Below are 22,244 nucleotides of genomic sequence, written 5' to 3' on the forward strand. Positions count from 1 at the left end.
TTCGCATGAAATGCCTCAATAGTGTAGACCTTATCTCCTTCATTTTTATTTCATTTTTAATTTTTTTTCATTTTTGTGATCCAAATCGACTGTGCGCAAAAGCTGAAAACTGGGTTAGAGTAGCCTCCGCTAATCCCGCATACGTATTCAACGGCCTAAAATCGATTGGTTTTGTTAATATTATGTTTCATTTTTTAGGAGTGTTCATGTCTAAGCTACCCATTCACCAGCACTATCCCGATGCTAGCCAACTCGTGTTTGGCACAATGAATTTAGGCGGAGGATGGAATAACAATCCGATAAGCAAAGCAGATCTTACTCAAGCTCATGAACTTCTGGAAACCTGCGCGAGTTTAGGCATTAACATCATCGACTTAGCTGACATATACACCTTCGGTAAAGCCGAAACGGTGATAGGCCAAGTATTTCGAGAAAACAAGTCGCTGCGCAATCGGTTTATTGTGCAGTCGAAAGTGGGCATTCGGCTCGGCCCGGACGTCAAAGTAAATCACTATGACCTGTCAGCCTCTTGGGTCACCAAAGCGGTATATGCCAGCCTAGAGCGCCTAGGGCTTGACGGTATAGACATACTATTTTTGCATAGAAGCGACCCATTAATGGAAATTGAACCGCTGTGTGAAGCGCTGAACAATCTCCACAATCAAAACAAGTTTTCTGCCTTAGCCGTATCGAACATGCATGCAGGCCAAATGGCGCTTATACAAACGCACATAGAAATGCCGCTCATTGCAAACCAACTCGAGCTAAGTCTTGCGCACAGTGGTTTTGTGGAAGAAGGTATGACGACCAATATGGATGAGAACGCGAGTTGTGGTTTTCCTCGGGGGACTTTGGAATTTTGCCAGCAACAAGGTGTGCAGCTTCAAGCATGGGGAGCTCTAGCGCAAGGTAAATATAGCAGTGATTCAGGCACAAGAGGCAATACTGAGCAAGATAGCCATGTTGCTAATACCCAAAGCGTCATCTCCCGCATTGCACGAGAGTATAAAGTGAGCTCATCTGCAATCGTTTTGGCTTGGCTTATGCGCCACCCGCAAAATATTCAACCCGTTGTGGGCAGTACCAAGGCAAGCAGAATTGAAGAAGCGCATCAAGCGCTAGGAGTGAAACTTACGCGAGAACAATGGTACGAAATTTTACAGGCACGTAGAGGTGGCGAAGTACCATAAGGGCTTTTTGCTAAGCGCTCTAATATGGAGTGCTGAAGCTCTCAAGCTCACTTAAGACATAAATGTGCATATCCAAACGGACAAAAAACCTTACGCTTAGGAATCAATATGAAAAATCAAGTAAAGCAATCTATGAAATCACGCACAACTGCATCAATCATAAAATTCAGTACGCTTGCTCTGTCCGTCAGCGTACTCCTTGGTTTAAGTGCTTGTAGCGATTCCCAACAAGCAGAAAAAACCGAGGCGGCAGCTTCGCAAGCGCAAGCAGTAGCGAGCACTTCGTACAGCAACTCCCTTAGCGCCAGCGAACAATTACCCCATTATTTAGAGCGCGATATTACCGACGAAGTTTTCTACTTTGTCATGCCCGACCGCTTTCATAACGGGAAGAGCGAGAACGACATGGGCGACCCCGAAACACCCATATCTTACGGCGGTCTCGATACTACTTCAAAATGGGCCTTTCATGGCGGCGATATGGTGGGCGTCGAAGCGAAACTCGATTACATTCAAAACTTGGGGATCACATCCATTTGGATGACACCTATTTTACGCAACAAAGCGATACAAAAAGACGGCTTTGGTCACCATGGCTACTGGGTGGTTGACTTCACCGAGATAGACCCACACTTTGGTACCAACGACGAGTTGAAAAGCCTTATTGACGCAGCACACGAGCGAAATATTAAAGTATTCTTCGACATTATTACCAACCATACCGCTGACGTAATTAAGTTTGAAGAGTGCCACAATGAAAACGGTAAATTTTTAGAAGAAGACCAAACATCGTGTGAGTTCATTACCGAAGCTGAAATGGCCGCAGGCAAGTCATACACGCCTTTTGTACCTGACGCTGAAAAAGGCGTAAAAGTACCTGAGTGGTTAAATGACCCTAAGTACTATAACAATCAAGGTGACAACTTATGGCAAGGTGAAAGTGTTATCACCGGTGATTTTGCCGGGCTTGATGATATAGATACAAGCTTGCCCGAAGTTCAGGAGAAAATGATTGACATATTTAACAATCTTATCACTGAATTTAAGCCTGACGGATTCAGGATTGATACAGTAAAGCATGTTGATATTGAGTTTTGGCAGCGCTTTGGCCCTGCGATAACAGAACATGCACAATCCATCGGCATTCCAAATTTTCATATTTTTGGTGAGGTATACGATGGCAATCCTGCTGGTTTAAGCAAATATACGACAGCTGGCAAGTTACCCTCGGTGTTAGATTTTGGCTTTTTCTTTAATGTGAAAGACAGCGTGTTGCAAGGACAAGACATTAATCGCTTGGGCACGCTATTTGATAATGACGATTACTATCGCGACCACGATTCATCTGAAGACTTACTTTTGAATTTCTTAGGCAATCATGATGCGGGCCGGGTGGGCCACTTCCTGCAAAGCGGCGGATATTCTGATGATGCCGACTCGCACCTACAAAGAAGTCAATTAGCGCATGCGCTGATGTACTTCTCGCGAGGTGTACCCGTTGTGTATTATGGCGACGAACAGGGATTTAGTGGTGACGGGGGTGATGTCGATGCACGTGAAAACATGGACCCTTCAAAAGTCGATGTTTATAACGACAACATCTTAATCGGCTCCAACAAAACAACCGCAGACGACAACTTTGATACCCAGCACCCGCTTTACAAAACACTTGCAGACCTTGCAAATGTGCGAGTTAACCACGCAGCATTGAGAACAGGCATCCACCAAGTTGCCAGTATTGATGACGATACGGGAATGCTTGCGTTTAAACGAATCCACCTTGAGGAAAATGAAGCAACAAGCACGACTGAGGCCACTGAATACCTTATTGCCTTCAACCTTAGCAATGCAGCAAGACAGTTTAAGCTCGCTGTAGATAGCAATGAGTTTGAACATGTTTATACCTTGGGAGGCAAAGTTGAACATCAAATAGAACAAGGCGTGTTAAGTCTTGAAATGCCAAAACTATCAGCGATTGTGTTGGCAGCCAAAACACCCGTTCCCACTGCTTCAATTGCTCAGGTAAACATCGCAGATATCTTTGAGGAAAATGATCGTAGTTTTATTCCCGTTGAAGTTGCGTTCAAAACTCCGCATGCCACAAATTTGGCAAAAGTATCCTATTTCTTTGTTAATGCCGACGGGAGCGAACGTTTTATTGCAGCTGATGATACAGCGCCATACCGCGCGATAGTGATGCCTGAGCAGCTTGAAGGAATTAAAGAAATACGCGTTGAAGTATCAAATTTTGCGAATGAAACGCTTAGCAAAAGCATGACGCTGTAAACCCTGTGCGCTTATTCTGTTGTAAGCGAGTGAAGCTTCGCTAGGTATCGCTTCTCTTGCTCTTTTGTTTTAGATAAGGTTTTGGCCTGCTCAAGTGCCTTACGACTTGCACCCAACTTGTGAGTATCGAAATGCACCTTTGCTATCAAGTGGTAAGGTTCGTGCAGGTAAGGCGCTTTCTCAGAGGCTTTTTGCGCATATCTTAACGCTAGGCGCATTTCGCCTAATTTATAGTGCTGTTGAGCAATACGTAGCCACTGATAAGGATTGTCTTCATTGATATTCTTCGGTAGATTTTTCCAAATTTTATGGGCTTGATCGTCAAAGCCAATCTCATTTAACAGATTAGCGTAGTTTTCAACAGCATTAAGCGAGTATAGCTCATAATCAAGCATGTCCTGATAAATAGCCGCCGCCTCTTGTTTCAGCCCAGAACGCTTCATCAACAAAGCAAGTAAATTCAATGACTCTGCGTCTTTGATGTCTAAACTAAGACCTTGCGCAATGTATTGATATGCTAATTGAATGTCTTGATCAATCAGCGCTTGGGCGGCGACGTTGCGATAGTACATGCCCAGAAAAGTCTCGGCACTCACGTAATCCCCTCTGACATCGCCTCGATTTGGGAAATAGTCGATGGTAACAAAGGGGCGAGAAACAATGGTGTTCGGCTTGAAGGGCGGGCGCTTTCCATAAACCCGCGTTCGCACATGTGTAGATAAAAGCATAATGTTGCCATGCTTTGAATATACGGGAGCTGAGTTGACGCGCTGATATTCTATTTCTAGTCCGGCATGATTAGCCAGCGCGGTGGTTAAAATTGCTAACGACAAGCAGTTCCCGGACATTTTTTCAAATGCCTCGCCAGCTTTGTAGGTGGCACCATGATAAGTAAAGCTTTCGAGTCTTGATTCAAGAAAGTACGCAAAACGGGTATGCTCTGAGATATGGGCATATTTTTTATCCAAAAAATATGCGTCAAACTCAGCTTTTTGAGCCCTCGAGAGCGCAAAAATGTCGCTGTTCGGGCTCAGGTTCTTTGTAATACTCTGATCAGAAAATGACTGCTCACCTGCTAGTATTGCTGATCCTGCGTTGTGTAAGTGCTCACTAAATATGCTTATTGGTTTGTCATCAAAATTTAAATCGTTTTGTTTGATTTGCGAGCGTAATAAAGCATTATCCCCTCGCTCATCAAATTGGATTGAGCTACACCCTGTTGCAAACGCCAGAGACAAAACGACAACGATACAAAACCATTTGATATTCAATGAGAACTCCGTTTACTCTTTATAAAACAAAAACGCTTTGTGAATGCCTATCATGTCAATTTGTTATCGTCTTGTCACTTCTATTATTTCCATTTGCCTACACGCCAGCGCCCTGTTGCTAACGGCAAGCTTTGCCATGGGTCAAACAAATTCTGAAGAATTAAAACCAGTATTGGGCTCAAACTCTCAAGCTTTAAGTCAAATAGTCGAGATGCGCAAGCGTTCTGCGCTTATTGATGAAATGCTTAACGATAAACTTCAAAATACCCTACCGAATTTAATGAGAAACACAGGAATTGACATGTGGATTCTTATTTCACGCGAATATAATGAAGACCCTGTGCTAAAAACGATGTTGCCGTCTACATGGTTGTCAGCAAGGAGGCGCACAATTTTAGTGCTTTTTGACCCCGGCCATGGAAAGCCGATAGAGCGCTATGCTGTTGCGCGTTATCAAGTTGACACGATGTTTCAAAAAGCTTGGGATAAAGAAAAACAACCAGACCAATGGCAGCGCCTTGCTCAGCTAATAGAGCAAAAATCACCAAAGCGAATTGGTATCAATAAATCAGAACATTTTGCTCTTGCAGATGGCATAACCGCCACTGAATATGAAGCTTTTTTTAATGCGATTGATGAGGCGACTCAAAGCAAAGTAGTGAGCAGCGAAAAGCTCGCTATTGCATGGCTTGAAACACGAACAAAGTTTGAAATGGAATACTATCCCCATATAGTGGCAATGGGGCATGACATTATCAAGCAAGCCTATACCAGCGGTTTTATTATTCCAGGTAGCACATCGACCGAAGATTTAATGTGGTGGTTACGCGATAAATCTAAACAACATGGCCTTGAAAACTGGTTCCATCCAAGTGTCTCTATTCAGCGCGCGGACGCTAAGAAATTTGATCACGTGCAAGCGTTTAGTGAAAGTAAGAAGGACAATATTATTCAGCGTGGTGACCTGGTGCATATGGATTTTGGTATCACTTATTTACGTCTAAACACTGACCAGCAGCAGCATGCATATGTGTTAAAAGAAGGAGAGTCAGACGCGCCAGAGTATTTAAAACAGGCATTAGCTAACGCCAATCGCCTGCAAGACATATTTACGAGCTTGTTCGCGCTAGGAAAAACTGGGAATCAGGTGTTGGCACAAGCACGAAAACAAGCAATATCCGAGGGTATAAAGCCTTCCATTTACACCCATCCACTTGGCTACCACGGGCATGCTGCTGGCACAACTTTAGGAATGTGGGATGCACAAGCTGGTGTGCCAATTCAAGGGGATTATCCATTGCACGCTAATACGGCTTATTCAATCGAGCTAAATGCCGCTACCTTTGTCCCACAGTGGGGGAAAGAGGTGCGAATAATGCTGGAGGAAAATGCATTTTTTGATGGTGAAAACGTTAGCTACATGAATGGGCGACAAACTGCTTTTCACCTCATTGACTAAACAAAAAAGCCAGCGTGAACGCTGGATTTTTTAACAGCTAAGGTGAATCTGCAAGTCAGCTACTGAGATCGAGAAAACGCTCGTTTTAATTCTGCGTCAGTTTTAAATACACCACCCAATGATGATGTCTTGGTGTAAGAGTTTGTATCGCGAATTCCACGAGCTTTAACGCAATAATGGGTTGCGCTTATGCTTACAGCCACGTCATCAGTGCCCGTCAATGCTTGCAGCGCTACCATGACCTGCTGTGTTAATCGTTCTTGAACTTGAGGGCGTTGCGAAAAAAAGCCAACTAGACGGTTAATTTTTGATAAACCTATCACCGTATCTTTCGGTATGTAAGAAACCGTTGCCGTACCGTCAATGGTTACAAAGTGGTGCTCACACGTGCTGGTTAGGCTTATGTTCGTCACCTGAACGGGCTCTTCAATACGCATCTTATTTTCAATTTGTGTAATTTTTGGGAATGCGCGGTAATCCAAGCCCGAAAAGACCTCATTCACATACATTTTAGCAATACGATTCGGCGTATCTTGCAAACTATCGTCATTCAGATCCAAACCGAGCGTCTGCATTATGTCTCGCATGGACGCCTGAATACGGGCGCGCTTTTCTTCGTTTGACAAATTGTTCTCAACCATAGGCGTTTCCAGTCCGCTGGAAATAAGCGCATCACGAACAAGAATGGCTTGCTCGGACAGCGCCAGCTCAGTGGCTTCATGCATTACTATCGCTTCTTTGGCTAACATAAACGGTCCAGTTGTTGTCAGTTTGATGTCATATACGCAGGTTTATATGACAACGGATTACTATTATTATAGCGCCATATTCAACTAAGGCATAAAAAGCGCGATCTACAGATGTATATTCCGCGTAAATAGCTATCCTTAAAGTAAGTACTTATTAATACTTACCTATTTTTAATCATTTGGAATACATACACTGTTTATGAAAACCCCTATTTTAATCACAGGAGGCGCTCAACGCCTTGGCCTCGCTATTGCCAATGATTTACTCCAGCAAGGCATAACGCTGATTATAACATATCGAAGCGACAAGCCGTCAGTGCAGACCTTGCGTGAAGCTGGCGCGAAAATGATTCAAGCAGATTTTGCTAATGATGCAGGCGTCAAAGCGTGTATTAAACGAGTAAAAGCGCTTATTGGTGGTGATGGGCTCAGAGCAATCATTCATAATGCATCAGATTGGGATCAAGAATCCGATAACGCCGACTACAACGCGTTGTTTCAAAAAATGATGCAAGTGCATGCTAATGCTCCGTATCAAATGAACCTTGCATTTAAAGATGCTCTTCAAATTAATGAAGGCTTTGGTGATATCGTCCATATGACGGATTACGTTCAGGAAAAAGGCAGCAAAAAACATATTGCATACGCAGCAAGTAAGGCTGCACTGCATAATTTGACCCTGTCATTTAGCGCGCTAATGGCGCCAAAAGTAAAGGTCAACAGTGTTGCGCCAGCACTGGTTATGTTTAATGAACATGACAGTGCAGAGTATCGTAAAAAAGCACTTAAGAAGTCATTGCTTGAAAACTGCCCTGGCGCGCAAGAAGCTGTCAAAGCAGTCAATTACTTGCTCGAAAGTCAGTATATTACTGGGCAAACGATTCATCTTAACGGCGGGAGGCATCTTAAATGACTCGTTTGCCGAGAAAGCTTCTTTTGACCCTTGCGTTGTTCGGTGCACAATATCTCCATTGCAATGTTGTTCATGCAAACGAAAGTGCGCTGGAACAAGATATTGAAGTAATTAGTGTTAGCGCAACTAAGCGCCCCATCGCACTTTCACAGGTAGCTTCTAGCTTAAGCGTGATTTCAAACCAAGAGATTTCACTTATTGAAGCGCAGCATATTAATCAAGTTATGTCACGCATTTCAGGTACGTGGATCAGCAGAGGGAACGGACAAGAACACCTTACAGCTATCCGCTCTCCTGTGTTGACGGGCGCGGGCAGCTGCGCCGCTTTTTTTATGGCACTTGACGGTATATCCCTTCGCGCTCCTGGATTTTGCAACGCCAATCAACTGTTTGATGCAAACAGTGAACAAGCTGCGCGTATTGAGCTGCTAAAAGGTCCGTCTAGCACCTTGTACGGCACCAACGCATTGCATGGCGCAATCAATATCATTAGCCCTGACGCATTTGACTCAAATGGCGCACTGACAAATCCAAACGCCTCTTTTGGCCTTCAGCTAGGCGCATACGACTTTGCTCGATTATCCGGCGACATCCAAATCGAAAATGGCCAACACGCGTTTAGACTCCTAAGTAATGTGACCCAAGAGAACGGCTTTCAGAGTGACAGTGGCTATGATCAACAAAAAGCAACCCTCATTTATCAAGGCAGAGACTTTCGATTTGGCAGTCAAAACTGGGACAACAAAACGGTAGTCGATATTGCAAATCTCAATCAAGAAACGGCTGGCTTTATCCGTGGTTTTGAAGCCTATGCAGATGAACAAATTAGAGAGACTAACCCAAATCCCGAAGCATTTAGGGACGCAAAGTCGCTACGCGCCTATTCCAGCTTTAGCACACAAATAGATGACTCAACCTTAGCTATCACGCCCTATATCCGATGGAACGATATGCAGTTCTTGCAGCATTTTTTACCCTGGCAGGGCTTAGAAGAAAACAGCCACCGCAGTGCGGGTTTGAAAATACAGTACAACCATTATGGATTGGGCGCAGATTGGATAAGCGGAATTGATATTGACTTTACGCAAGCGAATTTACGAGAAACGCAAGACGAGCCTTTTTCGCCCAGCATTCCTGAAGGTGAACATTACGATTACAATGTTGATGCAAGTGTTTTTGCAGCCTTTGTACAGGGTGAATGGCGCGGGAACAAGCTTGCATTTATCGCCGGGACGCGTATTGAACGCACAGAGTATGACTACGATAATCTATTAAGTGATGGCAGCGCTTGCGCTGATGAGGTTGAAGTGTGCCGCTTTTCAAGGCCAAGTGACCAATCTTTGTCTTTTACCTCGTTTTCTCCGCAAGCTGTTTTAGAGTATTCTGTTAATGATGCATCTTTAGCGTATGTTAAGTATTCACAGGGTTTTCGCGCTCCTCAAGCCACCGAATTGTTCAGACTGCAAAACAATCAACTGGCGAGTGATTTAGACGAGGTGAGAATCGACGCTTTTGAACTTGGCTATCGATTCAATACCGACGCTCACGGCCTGCATATAGCGTATTTCGATATGCAAAAACAAGACGTGATTGTGCTAGATACCGACCGCCAGTTTATTTCTGATGGCGACACTTCTCACCGAGGATTAGAGCTAGAGTATCGTTGGCAAATCACGCCAAACTGGCGATTTTCCACCAACGCCACCTGGCAAAAACACGTCTATGAAAGCGATCTTGCCATTGCCAATACTTCAATTAAAGGAAATCGCATCGATACTGCACCCGATGAGCTTTATGGCGCGCGCCTGCTCTGGGATAGTGGCAACAAGCTCTATTGGGAACTTGCATGGCAATACCTTTCTGAATACTTCTTGGATCCTCAAAATACAGCGGAGTATGAAGGTCACTCATTGCTTGATCTGACTTTAGAATATGAGCTGTCAGATAATGTGCGTTTGAAACTTAGCGTATTCAATCTCACTGACGAAGACTACGCCGAGCGCGCTGACTTTGCATTTGGCGGCTATCGTTATTTTGTTGGCCAGCCAAGGCGTGTTTTCGCCAGCATTAAATGGGACGTCTAAATGAACATCGATAAGCCTGCCGTTCACGGCACCTTAACAATGTTGCCTGAATGGGCGCAGCAAGAGGCAGTTGTGCTAGCTTGGCCTCATATGCAAACCGACTGGCAAGAATGGATTGATGAAGTACGCAAGACTTATCTGCAGCTGATTGAAGCGATTAATCATTGCTCAGCGCTTGTTATATTGCTATGTCCTGAAGACGAGCTTGGGCTGGTAAAGTCAATGGTAAGCATGAATGCCAAAGTCTTGCTTGTTCAAGTAGACTACAACGATACTTGGACCCGTGATTACGTCTTTATTACCTGTGAAAGTGCTAATGGCAACGTGCCTGTTAACTTTAACTTCAACGGGTGGGGTGAAAAATTTGATGCTAGCAAAGATAATAAGGTTAATACACTGCTTAGCAAACTATGCAGACAAGATTTAATCAACCATGCTGCCGTTCTCGAGGGCGGCGCCGTTGAAATTGACCAGAACCAAATGCTGATGAGCACCTCGTCTTGTCTTCTTAACCCTAAACGCAATTCGCAATTAAGCTTAGATGATTACGGCAGTCTGTTTGAGTCTGTTTTAGGAGCACGCGAAAGTCATATATTCAAGCATGGACATCTTGAGGGTGATGATACAGACGGCCACATCGACACATTAGCAAGGTTCACACCCCTTCGTTCGATTGTGATGCAAAGCGCCTTTAATCGACCAGCGGACCTTCATTTCAAACCTTTGAACGCCTTGAAAGCGGAAATCAAAAATGCTTTTCCAGGCTTTGCAATATTCGAACTGCCTTTACCTGAAATACATAATGCAAGTGGCGAACGACTGCCCGCCTCTTACGCAAACTTTCTTATATGCAATAAAGGCATACTGGCTCCTATTTATCAGCAAGAAGAAGATGAACAAGCCATTGAAACGCTACAAAAAGCTTTTCCTAATCACGAAGTCATCCCTATCGATTGCTCAAGCTTAGTGCAGCAATATGGTTCGCTTCATTGTGTAACGATGCAAATTCCTGAAAACACGATGAAAACGGAAATACTTGAGCTTGCAACTAATGGCCTCGCAAGCTATACCGTTTAGATTACGTTTTGACTATGTGGAAGATACTTAGATGACAACAACGACAAAGCAAAGTAGCGTATTGAGAGTTGGGCTTGTGCAGCAAGCTATCACGAGCAACAACAAACACGAAAACTGGCAAGCAAGTGCTCAAAAGATAAAGGCGCTGGTTGAAGATGGTTGTCAGTGCATTTTACTTCAAGAACTTCACTCCACTTTATATTTTTGTCAAAACGAAGACGTTTCTAATTTCGATTTGGCCGAGCCAATCCCGGGCGAGGCTACGGCGTTTTTTGGAGCGTTGGCTGAGCAGCTTCAAATTGTGCTGATTTGCTCCTTATTTGAAAAACGTGCATCTGGTCTTTATCACAACACCGCTGTTGTGTTTGACAAAAAGACCGACATGGCAGGAATGTATCGCAAAATGCATATTCCCGACGATCCAGGTTTCTATGAAAAGTTTTATTTCACGCCGGGTGATTTAGGCTTCCAGCCTATTGAGACCAGCGTCGGTAAATTAGGCGTGTTGGTCTGTTGGGATCAGTGGTATCCAGAAGCCGCCCGTCTTATGGCAATGAACGGCGCCGACATACTGTTTTATCCCACTGCAATCGGCTGGGATCGAAACGACACGATGGAAGAGCGCAAGCGTCAGCAAGATGCCTGGGAAACTATTCAGCGTGCTCATGCAGTGGCAAACTCTGTTCCGGTTGTTGTCGCTAATCGCGTAGGCTATGAAGTCTCGCCAGATACAAATGGCGAAGGCATCGATTTCTGGGGGCATAGCTTTATTACCGGCCCACAGGGAGAGCTACTCGCTCTTGCTAGCGATACACAGGAGCAGCTGCTCATGGCTGACATAGACTTATCGCGCACCGAAGACATCAAGCGCATTTGGCCCTACTTCAGAGACCGGAGAATTGACGCATATGACGGACTTAACAATCGTTGGGGAAAGTAGTTAACCCGAACTCTGGATAAGAGACAGCGCTCGAGTTAGTTAAAAAGCTTAACTATTGGGGAGAAGTCAGTACTGCGCGCGTTTTGGAATCAGATCTCATATTTGCTGCGCTTTGCAACGCTGTTTTTAATGATTCGGCAATGGCCTGATGGTCTTTATGCAAATAGTGATACATTTGATTACTTTCTATTTGCACATAACGGTATTTGCTTTCATCACGCAAAGATTCGGGCAAATACGTATCGCAAGTCACTATTGCGTTGACTCTGCCTGCCTTGAAAAAATGCCAAAGCCTTTCGTTTTCGCTAAGCTCAATCTTGTAATTTTGGCTACCCGATATGTTCAAGCTTGTTTCCGGGAAGCTAAAACCAGAGACGTGCGCGATGGAATAGAGTTGAGAAAGCTTGCAATTCGGACATAAGGTTTTATTGATGACAACAATAGTATTACTGACAGGGAATGGGAGCTTTATTCGAATTAAGTCAGAGTAGCCTCGCGTGTGATTTTCAGCGCGAAGCATAATCCCATCAATCGTTTTAGAATTCGCGCTGACAACACTTCTCGTATAAGGGAGTTCGGTGAAATTTATTCCGACGCCTATATCCTTGTACGCGTCTATTAGCGTCTGATAAATGTACTTATGCTCTTCGTGTAACTCTGTCTTATCTAACACCAAAGAGCTGGCACTTGCCATGCTCGCAAAAGAGAAGATTGCGAGTGAAAACCAAGAACATATTATTATTATTTTGCTTGGATATTTTGTCATCTACTCTGATTCTGTGATGCGTCGGCGCTCGAAATTATTTATAAAACAAACGCTTGCTACTTAAAATCGACTGCGTATAGAGATATTTACAACATAAACAGCTTTGTATGGTAGGTCAATAAAATTTGCATTTTTTTTCCGTCGAAAAGAGATTTAATAACCTCACTATTACTATTAAGCCCCCCAGTGTACTTGCCAAATGCAGGCATTAACAATAAATCTTCGCCCACAATAAACGACTTATCGGTCAGCTTTTTATGACTGAGCTTGTAGCTTGTTTTAGGGTGGTAATGACCCACAATTTGTGAGTCGCAGAACTCGCCGTTCATCGCTTTGAAGGTGCTAATTTCTTCCGGCTCGTGCACAAACAGTACGCCTGAAAAGATACAGTGATGCTGTCGCTTTCCTAGCAGGCTTTCGGGAATATCAGGGTCGTGATTTCCAAGCACCCAAATCCACTTGGTCACTGACCTTACCATGTCATTTATTGCAGCGATGTCATCGCTTTCTAACCTTGAGCCAGCGTTGCCATCATGAAAACTATCACCTAAACAAATAACCACTGAAGGTTGATAAATGCTTATCAAATGTTCCATTCGCTTGATAGTTTCTCGGGTATCAAAGCGTGGAAGGGGATGCGCAAACTGACTGAGAAAACTGCCTTTCTCAAAGTGAAGATCCGAAAACACCAGTAAATCGTGAGCTGGCCAAAAAAGCACCGCTCGCCCATCAACAATTAACTTGTGATCACAAAACTTAACGGGAATGATGGTATTGTCTAATACGTATTGTTTGAGTTGTTCTTGTGCAATCATCTTTTACTACTCAATGCGCTTGGCTTAAAAGCTCACGAATATCGTCCATCATGTCTTCCGCTTCCTGATATAAATTCGCTTGTTCCAGCAAGGCTTGTGTGCCTGCACCAGTGACTTGTTCACTGCGCACATCCAGCACAATGGGAATAGACATTGGTGAGGGCTTTTCTAAGCACTTAAAATCAAAAGCTCCGTCAAAGCGTATCAATAAATCAGCGGTTCGCGACAAATCCAGCAGTTCACGTTCAGCATCTTCACGTGTTACGCGCAACAGCACGTGATCTTTGTCATATTCGCGAAGCGTATCGTATATCAAGTCAGTGGAGAAAGTGACCTGTCGCATAGTTTTTTTAGTGCTATGATATTGTTGCTCTATTAAGCCACTGACCACGGCCACCCGCCTAAATGAACGTTTTAACATCGCCGCCTCTAACATCCAGTCCTCTAATTCATCTCCTAAAATATCTGGATTAAACAGTCTTGGAATATGCTCGCTCGTGACTTTTTTTAGTGAGCAAATAGATAAGCCGTAGTCGGTAATAGAAAAACTTAAAGGCTGCAAGCCTAACTTTTCCATTCTGCGAGTAATAAGCATGCCAAGCGTTTGATTGGCTTTGCGCCCCTCAAATGTATAGAACAACACAAACTCGGTTTTGCGAAATGGAAATTGCTCAATCAACACTCGATCAATGCGGGGAAGTTGAGAAAACTCCCTTTGTAAGTTAAGCCACTCAACCACCTGCTTTGGCAATTTGTTCCAGTTTTCGGGCTGATTCAGCAAGGCTCGCACCGCATCCGCTAAGTAAGTCGAAAGCGGCATCTGCCCACCAACGTAGCTCGGAACCTTTGGCTCTTTTGCTTTTCCTGGTCGAGCCTCTACCATCATATCCCTGATGCCCTCGAAACGAAGGACTTCACCTGCGAAGAAAAAGGTATCGCCTTTCACCAACTGCTGCGCAAAATATTCCTCAACCTCACCAATAATTTTGCCTTGATGTGAGCGGCGCAAACGCTTCACTTTCAATCTGCCAGCTTCAACAATCGTACCTATATTTTGTCGATGGCGCATGATGACACGCTTAGACGCCGGCTTGTATATGTCGGGCGCCACCTCAACCAGTCGGTTATATCGCTCATAAGATGCGAGTGCGTATCCGCCGTTTTCAGTAAAGCGCCAAAGCTGTTCGAAGGTGTTTTTGTCAATACTACTGTAAGGCGGCGCTTGGGTAACTTGGGCGAAAATTGTATCAATGCCTGAGGGCTCACTACACAAGCAATTTAAAATAAACTGCGGCAAAATATCCAATGCGCCAGACATAGGTGCATCACCATCGAGCTCGCCCTTCTTTATTGCGTTGATTGCTGATAAGCATTCCAGTGACTCAAAACGATTTCCGGGCACCAAAATCGCTTTTGAGGGTTCATCTAAACGGTGATTTGACCGGCCAATGCGCTGCAACAAGCGACTAACGCCCTTCGGAGCACCCATCTGGATGACCAAATCCACATCCCCCCAATCGATACCTAATTCAAGCGCAGAAGTCGCCACAATCGCCTTAAGCTGACCCAGCGCCATCATATTTTCCGTTTTAGCACGTTGCTCTTTGCTCAAAGAGCCATGATAAATTGCAATGGGCAATACCAAACTATTGACTTCCCAAAGCGCTTGAAAGATCAATTCGGCAGTGGCTCGAGTATTCACAAACACAATACTGGTGCCCGCATCACATATGGCCTTGTACACATCTTTGATAGCATATTTTGCCATGTAGCCACCAAAAGGGATCCGCGCTTTCGTTTTCAGAATACTCACTCTAGGCTTAACTCTTGTTTTTGCCTCAATAATGTTGCATGGAATGCCATCTGCGCCTAACCAACTTGCCAGCACCTGCGGGTATGCCACTGTTGCAGACAATCCATAGCGCACATAACCTGAGCACAAGTAAGTGAGCCTGGCAAGCGCAAGCGCTGTAAAATCACCGCGTTTTGTATGTGCAAAACTATGGACTTCGTCAATAATCACACACTTTAAATTAGCAAATATCTGCGGCGCATCGGTGTATGAGAGCATCAACATCAAAGACTCAGGTGTGGTAAGTAAAATGTGGGGAGGAGATTTGCGCTGTTTTTGACGCTGATAAGCGGTAGTATCACCCGTTCTGCTTGCCACCTCAATATTCAATTTCATATCCGTAACTGGCTGAGTTAGGTTGCGCTCAATATCATGAGTCAAGGCCTTTAGCGGCGATATATATAAAGTATGCAGTGTTTTCTTTGCCTTTCTCCCCCTTCGCTTTTCTTTTTGTTGATCGTTATAAATATCGATTAAGACAGGCAAAAAACCTGAAAGCGTTTTTCCCGCACCAGTTGGCGCAATAAGCAGGCTCGACTGCGCCCTTGCAAAGGCGGTGAGCATCTGCTTTTGATAATTGCGAATTTGCCAGCCTTTTTGCTCAAACCACTGTTTAAACAAATCCGGCACTCGAGCACGTTTTTCAGATTGATAGTTTAACGACGAAATAGCTCAACCTCATATTGTAATTACTTATTCGTGTTAGGACCTATCGTCATCAATCGAATCTCAGACTATGACTTTCGAGCCTATGGAGGAGGCAAGGTATGTGAAAACATCGAAATCATGGAAGATTTCGTTGAGCGCCCAAGGACGGGTTCACAGCGGTTTTCACATACCTTGCCTCCTCCATAGGCTCGAAAGTCATGCGATTTATAATCGAAGAAGGTTCTAACGCAAACACTTCACGAATTGTTTACAGTAAAACACCCTTAAGAGTTTTAAATAAAACTTTGTATGGTGCTGTGCGTACTCACACAGTTATTATAAAAAACGGAAACGAAGTTTGGCCAAGCACCCTCAGCATTGGATAAAGACAGATAACAATGGGCTTTACTGTAGCGCCTTGGACGCGTATATCGATCCCATGCAGCCTGTCAAACGTGCAATTATTACTCACGGGCATGCAGACCATGCCAGACCTGGCCATGAAGAAGTGTTTGCAACGCCTGAAACCCTAGGGATCATGAAAATTCGCTATGGCGACGATTTTTGCGTATCCCCTCGCCCGCTTGAATATGCGCAACAAGTTGCCATAGGCAAAGGACAACTGCACTTTGTGCCCGCCGGGCATATTTTAGGCTCCGCACAGGCCGTAATTGACCATGCTGATCATCGATTAGTGTTGTCAGGTGATTACAAACGCCATTTTGATCCGACCTGCCCAGCCTTTGAGGTAACGCCTTGTGATGTGTTTGTCACCGAAGCAACCTTTGGCTTACCCGTATTCAAACATCCTCGAATCAACGATGAGATGCAAAAACTTATTGATTCAATGTTGCTTTTCCCACAACGCTGTCATTTAGTTGGAGTGTATGCACTAGGGAAATGTCAGCGCCTTATTATCGCCTTACGAGAGCTCGGTTTTGACGAACCCATTTATCTGCATGGCGCGCTCTTAAAACTGTGTGCTTTCTACCAAGAGCACGGTGCAGACTTGGGTGAGCTCATTGCTGTTAAAGACGTGGCTAACACAAAGAGCTTAGCAGGTAAGTTAGTACTCGCACCCCCATCAGCGCTTAACGATAGATGGTCAAGAAAGCTTCCTAACGTAATCACCGCCATGGCATCCGGTTGGATGCAAATTCGCGCACGCTCCAAGCAAAGGCGAGCCGAGTTGCCGCTCATCATAAGCGACCATTGTGACTGGCCCGAGTTGATTCAAACCATCACAGAAGTTGATCCGGGCGAAGTTTGGGTCACGCATGGCCGTGAACAAGCCTTGGTTCATCAGGCACAAAAGATGGGTTATAAAGCAAAGGCGCTTTCGCTCGTAGGCTATGACGAAGATGAGAGCTAGAGGGTTTGCATGGAATCATTTGCGCAATTAGTCGATAAACTTTACTTCACATCGAGCAACCTAGCAAAAGCGGCGTTAATCAAAGAGTATTTGGCCAATACTCCCGATCCTGACCGAGGCTGGGCAATTTCCGCCATTGCAGGAACATTAAGCTTTGATTTTTTTAAGCGCAAGTTGATTAAAGACTTAATTACCGAACGCGTTGACCCACTATTATTTGAGCTCAGCTACGATTACGTAGGAGAGATGAGCGAAACCGTATCTCACCTATGGCAGCCACAAATAGATGATCCACCGCGTTTTGAGAATCTGCCCGCGCTACATGAAATTATTGAATGCTTTTCGCAAGGTAAGCGTGCTGATAATCGTCTATTTCTCATACGCTTATTAAACAGTATGGACGCACCACAGCGCTGGGCTTTGTTGAAACTTGGTACCCGTGGACTACGAATTGGTGTTTCAGTTCGCTTCTTAAAAAAAGTGCTTGCGGAGTATGCTCAGCATTGCGGGCAATCTATCAGCGTAGAAGATGTTGAAAGGCTATGGCACGCCATGTCTCCACCCTATTTAGAGCTGCTAAATTATTTAGAAGGCAAAGCAGACAAACCCGACGTTAGTAACAGCGTTACCTTCCAACCCGTCATGCTGTCTCATCCATTTGATGAGAGTGCGCTCACCAGTCTTGTTGCAAACCAATGGCAAGCTGAGTGGAAATTTGATGGTATAAGAGTTCAGCTTGTTGTTACTCAAGCGGGCAAAGCGCTTTTCAGCAGAACTGGTGACGATATCAGTGGCTCATTCCCTGAGATTCTTGAATCCTTAAACACAAATGATATACAAGGCATATTCGATGGCGAACTTGTCGCATTGAACAACGCTAGAGACAAGGTCAAGTCAGATTCCCCTGCACCAGCGGATGCCGACGTGGTCACCCAAGCTCTCAGCAACATCGAGTCGCATTTTCAAATTGCCTCTTTCAATGAGCTGCAGCAGCGCCTCAATAAAAAGAAGCCGAGCAAAAAACTCATCAATGAATATCCCACAGGCATTATTTTGTACGATGCACTTAAACTCGGGCAAAAAGACTTGCGAGAATCACGCTTAGAAGAACGTTTTAACACGCTTCAAGCTTGGCACGAAGGTCAACCATACACCCACTTGTATCTATCAAAACCCTTGGCATTCTCGACAAACGCTGAATTAGAACAACTCAGAGAAAGCGCCTCAAGTCTTGAGCAAGGCTATATTGAAGGCCTTATGCTTAAGCGAAAAGACAGTCAATACGTATCTGGCAGGCCGAAGGGAAAGTGGTATAAGTGGAAGCGAGACCCTCGCATTATTGATACGGTAATAATGTATGCACAGCGAGGTCATGGCAAACGCTCCTCATTTTATTCCGATTTTACCTTCGGGTGCTGGCAGGGCGATACGCTTCTGCCTGTTGGAAAAGCGTACTCAGGGTTTACAGACGCCGAGCTCAAGCAATTGGACAATTGGGTTCGTAAAAATACGATAGGTCGATTTGGCCCGGTTAAAGAGGTTAAAAAAGAGTTGGTATTTGAAGTTGCCTTTGATTCGGTGCATCACTCTAAACGGCACAAGTCGGGTGTGGCCTTGCGATTTCCGAGAATTAGCCGAATTCGTTGGGATAAGCCTGCTGCAGAAGCGGATGTATTAGATACTCTAATTGACATGATTTGATGAGCCTCAAGTAGAAATAAACAATGATGTTCCGGGATATTGAAGTTTGAACACGTTCATCTTTTTGCAAAATGCATCGTTTTTAAGCTATTGTCCGCAACGTGCATTCATTATGCGTGGTTCTTAATGCTTCTTCGTCGAAAACTTAATTTGTTAATATCAGCCGTTAGCCTAGTGGCTGCAGTGGTTATTTATGCTGTAACCATTTGGATCTTAGATAATTTTTTAACACAAAGCGGTGCAACACAGCGACACGCTATTGCTAGCAGTATTAGCCAAGATATTGAAGTGTTTGACCGATTGTTGCTTCTCGTTGAGAAGCGCTGGGATCAAGAGCTAGCGGAATCTCTTCCGAAGCTGGCTGAAGAATTACAAGCGCTAAATCTCTCAAACAATGAAATTAACGAGGCCTTGCTAAATAGTTTACGAAATAAATATCGCCTGTCGGACCTCCATTTAATCGATAAAAACCTGATCGTTTTTGCCAGCACGTCCAGCAGTGAAGTGGGCCTGGATATGACAGGCTATGGCGAAGATTACGAAAACAATTTACGTCAGCTAATGAACAATAATGCTTTTTTCACCCATCGTGTATCGCTATCGACGGTCGACGGCAATTTAAAAAAATATGCCTACTATAGCGTTGAAGGAAGCGATCTTATCATCAATGGCGATTACGATTTAGCGAAGCGTCTAGCGCGCCAAAAAAATGAACAGCTCGCTGACTATCTGTTTGGTGATTATGTTAAAGAGCTAGTAGATAAATATCGTGAAATTAAACAGGTCGATTTATTTATACTCAGCCCCGTAGATCAATGGTCGCTGTTCAACCCAGGTAATAGAATAGAGGACAAAGCAGCGCGTGCACTGTTTAATGGTGAAATGATGCCTGCGGATGACACGAATATACTCATGGAGCATGTGGATTTGCAGTCTTATCGGCAGGTCGGCTTTAAAGCATTTCTCAAAATAGAGTTTGACACTTCACTCTTAGCGCAAACTAAAAGTAACTTAAAACTCATTTTGTTTTCAGTTGCAATGGCCATTGTGATAGTGACCACTTTGATCTTGCGTTTTATTTCTCAGCGTTTAGTCGTCGATCGATTTACCAACTTACTGCACCAACTGCGCCAAAAACAAGCAGGAACATCAGAAAGAATAGAGATGTCAGGTAAGGATGAGCTAGCCATTTTGAGCCACGAAATCAATGAAATGATGGATCGTATCAAACGCGAAGAAGAAATGAATATTTGGCTTACCGGCATTTCTCAGAAAGATAGTCTGACAGAGCTAGCGAATCGGCGTTGGTTTGATGAAAAATTCGAATTTGAATACAGCAGGGCAAAGCTCGCTCAAAGCAACTTAAGTTTAATCATGATTGATATTGATCATTTCAAAGAATATAACGACGAGTACGGTCATTTAAAAGGTGACGATTGCCTGCGCACTGTTGCCAGTACAATTGCCCGAAGTTTATCTCGTCCCACCGATGAAGTCGCTCGCTTTGGCGGTGAAGAATTCATATGTCTGCTTCCTAATACAGATATACACGGCGCTCAAAAACTAGCAGAGGAGATGCGCTCGTCGGTTGAACACTTACAGTTAGACCATGCGAGTTCACGGGTCGCAAAGCACGTAACAATAAGTGCTGGTTGTTTTACGTATAACGGTACTAAAGAACTTAGCGCTAAAGATGTGCTTAGAGAAGTCGACGAGCGTTTATATACCGCAAAGCGCAAGGGAAGAAACTGCGTCGTTGCGCATAGCGAGCAAGGTCGTTCCTAGGTCCCCCGCTTATCGATTCTGGTGAATTATAGAAGTAGAATTGATTGAGCCTTCACATCTTTGCATGCTGAAGGCTTTTTTTTTCCTTTTTCTTCTTTAATCGTAGTTAATTAAAACCAATTTCAAACATCGCGACTTCGTTATTAGAATTTATAAACAATTTAGCTAAGTCTTGCACGCGCGCTGCACTTTGTGCGCTTATTACGCAGCTAAAAAATTATTTACCCGTCGCTTTTCGCTAAAACCTTATCAATCTGAGCAAGCAAGTATTGCTTAGCGTAGCGTGCATGCAGCTCTCTTTTTTCTTTCCATGACGCCTCAAGCGCTTCTTTAGTATGACCTTTACCTTTCATCATTCTGAAGAAGTTCACACGCTGTAAAGTGTCAGGAGAGCTAAATGAATCATCTGTTTTTCTTCTTTCATACTCTTGCTGCCAGTAGTTTGCAAACTCTTCATAGCTTGGATATTCGCCGCTTTTCCATTTGTCTTTTATCCAATCCATGCCGTAGCTTTTGAAAGAAAAATGCGGGCCAATCATGTTTTTAAATAAAGCTCTATATTTCTTATTATTACTATAAACACCAGGGATGATGTATTGGTTCGGATCGTAATCGACTTTGATTTTTGAAAGTGCAACAGCCGAAAGTCTTGGTAAACACGAAGTCTTTGCAGAACTCGATGTCTGTTCTTTGGTATTTGGCTCAATAAAATGGAGCAAAGTATTTATCAGCGTTTGCTTGCTACCCTTTGGTGACAAAGCTGCTTTTTGCGCGAGCGCTTTTAGTTCTGGGACTTTAAGAAAATAGATAGAAGAAGCAATTTGCATAAGTGCTTAGGCTCTTTTTTATTATTTTTATTTTTCATCATGCCTAAAAGATCAAAACAATTAAAAACGTTCAGCTAGCCAAGCATTTTTTGAATAGGAGTTTCGTTTCTCTAAAATCTATGCTGATGGCGAGAACGTGTCATTTAATAATGTTTAGCCTCGTATTCTATTGTTCTGTTTCAAGATGGAGCCACAAGCTGTTTGCACTATAATTAAACGCGTTAAACATGCAACTTTCAAAAATTGTCGTCGCATTGTGTTTTGTATGAATTAATTTTTGTAGTTAGCTCCCGTCAAATCAATAGAAACTAAATAAGCCTGCTTTAAACCACAAAGTCGTCAGTCAAAAGCACTGATAGGAAATAGTGATTAGGTAGCAGACATGTTCGCTTTAACCAAGGAGCCGCACCACCCTTTTACATTATCATCACACTGTGCTTCGAATTTATGAATTATATTTTTTGGTAATCTAAGTCTTTCTAGAAGCATCTTGAGCGGCTTGTCTCGTG

General features: G+C 43.9%; 16 protein-coding genes. 10 read left to right on the plus strand and 6 right to left on the minus strand.

Features of this window, described 5'->3' with window-relative positions:
* Positions 1 to 206: 206 nt before the first annotated feature.
* Both PN836_RS10365 and PN836_RS10370 read left to right on the plus strand, forming a co-directional pair.
* On the plus strand, positions 207 to 1,190 hold the full coding sequence (locus PN836_RS10365; protein ID WP_395338054.1) for an aldo/keto reductase: 984 nt from the start codon (positions 207 to 209) through the stop codon (positions 1,188 to 1,190).
* A gap of 108 nt (positions 1,191 to 1,298) precedes the next feature.
* Positions 1,299 to 3,476, plus strand: coding sequence for an alpha-amylase family glycosyl hydrolase (locus tag PN836_RS10370; RefSeq protein ID WP_395338056.1), 2,178 nt, complete (start codon positions 1,299 to 1,301; stop codon positions 3,474 to 3,476).
* Positions 3,477 to 3,487: 11 nt separating this feature from the next.
* Here PN836_RS10370 and PN836_RS10375 read toward each other — a convergent pair whose 3' ends face one another.
* Positions 3,488 to 4,747, minus strand: a complete 1,260-nt coding sequence (locus tag PN836_RS10375) for a tetratricopeptide repeat protein (RefSeq protein ID WP_395338058.1) — start codon at positions 4,745 to 4,747, stop codon at positions 3,488 to 3,490.
* A gap of 136 nt (positions 4,748 to 4,883) precedes the next feature.
* Here PN836_RS10375 and PN836_RS10380 point away from each other — a divergent pair, with 136 nt between their 5' ends.
* Positions 4,884 to 6,206, plus strand: coding sequence for a M24 family metallopeptidase (locus PN836_RS10380; RefSeq protein WP_395345601.1), 1,323 nt, complete (start codon positions 4,884 to 4,886; stop codon positions 6,204 to 6,206).
* Between the two features lie 59 nt (positions 6,207 to 6,265).
* Here PN836_RS10380 and folE read toward each other — a convergent pair whose 3' ends face one another.
* Entirely contained in the window at positions 6,266 to 6,955 is a 690-nt protein-coding gene (gene folE, locus PN836_RS10385; protein WP_395338060.1) for a GTP cyclohydrolase I FolE, read from the minus strand.
* A 199-nt stretch (positions 6,956 to 7,154) separates the two neighbouring features.
* Here folE and folM point away from each other — a divergent pair, with 199 nt between their 5' ends.
* Genes folM through PN836_RS10405 form a run of 4 tightly spaced genes read left to right on the plus strand, consistent with a single transcriptional unit; the run spans position 7,155 to position 11,969 of the window.
* The gene (gene folM / locus PN836_RS10390) at positions 7,155 to 7,868 is read left to right on the plus strand and encodes a dihydromonapterin reductase (protein WP_395338062.1); all 714 of its coding nucleotides are present in this window, start codon (positions 7,155 to 7,157) and stop codon (positions 7,866 to 7,868) included.
* Complete coding sequence (locus tag PN836_RS10395; RefSeq protein ID WP_395338063.1) at positions 7,865 to 9,952, plus strand: TonB-dependent receptor; 2,088 nt, start codon at positions 7,865 to 7,867, stop codon at positions 9,950 to 9,952. Before folM ends, PN836_RS10395 begins: the two co-directional genes overlap by 4 nt.
* A complete protein-coding gene (locus PN836_RS10400; protein WP_395338065.1) occupies positions 9,953 to 11,029 on the plus strand; it encodes an agmatine deiminase family protein in 1,077 nt (358 codons plus the stop codon).
* Between the two features lie 31 nt (positions 11,030 to 11,060).
* Positions 11,061 to 11,969, plus strand: coding sequence for a carbon-nitrogen hydrolase (locus PN836_RS10405; RefSeq protein ID WP_395338066.1), 909 nt, complete (start codon positions 11,061 to 11,063; stop codon positions 11,967 to 11,969).
* Between the two features lie 52 nt (positions 11,970 to 12,021).
* Here PN836_RS10405 and PN836_RS10410 read toward each other — a convergent pair whose 3' ends face one another.
* The 3 genes from PN836_RS10410 to PN836_RS10420 all read right to left on the minus strand — a co-directional run bounded on the left by PN836_RS10410 (position 12,022) and on the right by PN836_RS10420 (position 15,966).
* Entirely contained in the window at positions 12,022 to 12,663 is a 642-nt protein-coding gene (locus PN836_RS10410) for a hypothetical protein (protein ID WP_395338068.1), read from the minus strand.
* Positions 12,664 to 12,821: 158 nt separating this feature from the next.
* Positions 12,822 to 13,550 (minus strand): ligase-associated DNA damage response endonuclease PdeM, encoded by a 729-nt coding sequence (pdeM, locus tag PN836_RS10415; protein WP_395338070.1) that lies wholly within the window; start codon positions 13,548 to 13,550, stop codon positions 12,822 to 12,824.
* 10 nt (positions 13,551 to 13,560) lie between these two features.
* A complete protein-coding gene (locus PN836_RS10420) occupies positions 13,561 to 15,966 on the minus strand; it encodes a ligase-associated DNA damage response DEXH box helicase (protein WP_415926402.1) in 2,406 nt (801 codons plus the stop codon).
* A gap of 442 nt (positions 15,967 to 16,408) precedes the next feature.
* Between PN836_RS10420 and PN836_RS10425 the strand changes: the two genes are divergently transcribed.
* The 3 genes from PN836_RS10425 (at position 16,409) to PN836_RS10435 (ending at position 20,908) form a co-directional block, all read left to right on the plus strand.
* The gene (locus tag PN836_RS10425; protein ID WP_395338074.1) at positions 16,409 to 17,422 is read left to right on the plus strand and encodes a ligase-associated DNA damage response exonuclease; all 1,014 of its coding nucleotides are present in this window, start codon (positions 16,409 to 16,411) and stop codon (positions 17,420 to 17,422) included.
* Between the two features lie 9 nt (positions 17,423 to 17,431).
* Entirely contained in the window at positions 17,432 to 19,123 is a 1,692-nt protein-coding gene (locus PN836_RS10430; RefSeq protein ID WP_395338076.1) for a cisplatin damage response ATP-dependent DNA ligase, read from the plus strand.
* Positions 19,124 to 19,249: 126 nt separating this feature from the next.
* Positions 19,250 to 20,908, plus strand: coding sequence for a diguanylate cyclase domain-containing protein (locus PN836_RS10435; RefSeq protein WP_395338077.1), 1,659 nt, complete (start codon positions 19,250 to 19,252; stop codon positions 20,906 to 20,908).
* 221 nt (positions 20,909 to 21,129) lie between these two features.
* Here PN836_RS10435 and PN836_RS10440 read toward each other — a convergent pair whose 3' ends face one another.
* A complete protein-coding gene (locus tag PN836_RS10440) occupies positions 21,130 to 21,735 on the minus strand; it encodes an SAP domain-containing protein (protein WP_395338079.1) in 606 nt (201 codons plus the stop codon).
* Between the last annotated feature and the right edge of the window lie 509 nt (positions 21,736 to 22,244).

The organism is Ningiella algicola (assembly GCF_028401415.2).
In the GTDB taxonomy this organism is placed as follows: domain Bacteria; phylum Pseudomonadota; class Gammaproteobacteria; order Enterobacterales; family Alteromonadaceae; genus Glaciecola.